The organism is Mesorhizobium sp. M7A.F.Ca.CA.004.04.2.1 (assembly GCF_004022825.1).
GTDB lineage: Bacteria > Pseudomonadota > Alphaproteobacteria > Rhizobiales > Rhizobiaceae > Mesorhizobium.
This window is the reverse complement of sequence record NZ_RZPH01001357.1, coordinates 1-1,252: the sequence shown is the minus strand read 5'-3', so window position 1 is coordinate 1,252 and position 1,252 is coordinate 1. Positions and strand designations below refer to the sequence as shown.

General features: G+C 62.9%; 1 protein-coding gene. It reads right to left on the bottom strand.

Annotated elements, in window-relative coordinates; translation table 11 throughout:
* A partial coding sequence (locus EN893_RS34530) for an ABC transporter ATP-binding protein (RefSeq protein ID WP_164901410.1) occupies positions 1-1,108 on the bottom strand: 1,108 nt, incomplete at its 3' end.
* Positions 1,109-1,252 lie beyond the last annotated feature (144 nt).

The window sequence follows — 1,252 nt, the reverse complement described above, 5'->3', positions numbered from 1 at the left end:
AACGGGGATCATCGTGATAGCCGAGGATCGAATTCTCGTTCTCCTCGAAGGCCAGCACCAGCCCGACGTGATGGCGGTCCTCCGGCACATGCGCCAGGCCGCGGTCGCGCAGTTCGCCCGGGTCGGCGGCGCCGGTCAGGTCGATCGGCTTGCCGTCGAGCATGACCGAGCCGGACACCGCACGCCTGATGCCGGAAATCGCCTCGAGCAGTTCGGATTGTCCGTTGCCGGCGACACCGGCGATGCCGACGATCTCGCCGGCCCTGATATCGAAGGAGATGTCGTCGACCATGGTTACGCCGCGCGTATCCTTCACCGTCAGGTTCTTGACAGCGAGCTTGACGGCGCCGGCCTCGGCCTCGCCCTTCTCGACCCGCAAGAGCACGCGCCGCCCGACCATCAGCTCGGCCAGTTCCTCGACAGTCGTCTTCCTGGTTTCGCGCGTCGCCACCATCGTGCCCTGGCGCATCACCGACACGGTGTCGGTGATGGCCATGATCTCGCGCAATTTGTGGGTGATCAGCACCACCGTCTTGCCCTGGTCTTTCAATTGCCCGAGGATGCGGAACAGGTGGTCGGCCTCGGCCGGCGTCAGCACGCCCGTCGGCTCGTCGAGGATCAGGATCTCGGCGCCGCGATAGAGCGCCTTCAGGATCTCCACCCGCTGCTGCAGGCCGACCGGCAATTCCTCGATGATTGCATCGGGATCGACTTCCAGCCCGTATTCACGCTCCAGCCGCTCCAGTTCGGAGCGCGCCTTGGCGATGCTCTTCTTCAAGAGCGCATCGCTTTCGGCGCCGAGGATGACGTTCTCCAGCACCGTGAAATTGTCGACCAGCATGAAGTGCTGATGCACCATGCCGATGCCGAGCGCGATGGCGTCATTGGGGGTTTTGATCGAGGCCGACTGGCCGCCAACGCGGATCTCGCCGCTGTCGGCCTGGTAGAAGCCGTAGAGGATCGACATCAGCGTCGACTTGCCAGCTCCGTTCTCGCCGACAATGCCGTGGATCGTGCCGCGACCGATCTCAAGGTTGATGTCCCGGTTGGCGCGCACCGCACCAAAACTCTTGTTGATGCCGATCAACTCGATTGCGGCTTGCGCCATGCAGCCTGTCCCACTCTTATTTTTTTATCGCTTGGTCAAAACGCCTAGCATGACGCTCCGCCCGTGCCAATTGGCGGAGCCGGTTCACTCTCGACAAATCCCGGTGCGCTTGTCAATTTGCAACGTGGCCGGGGCCTTCACATT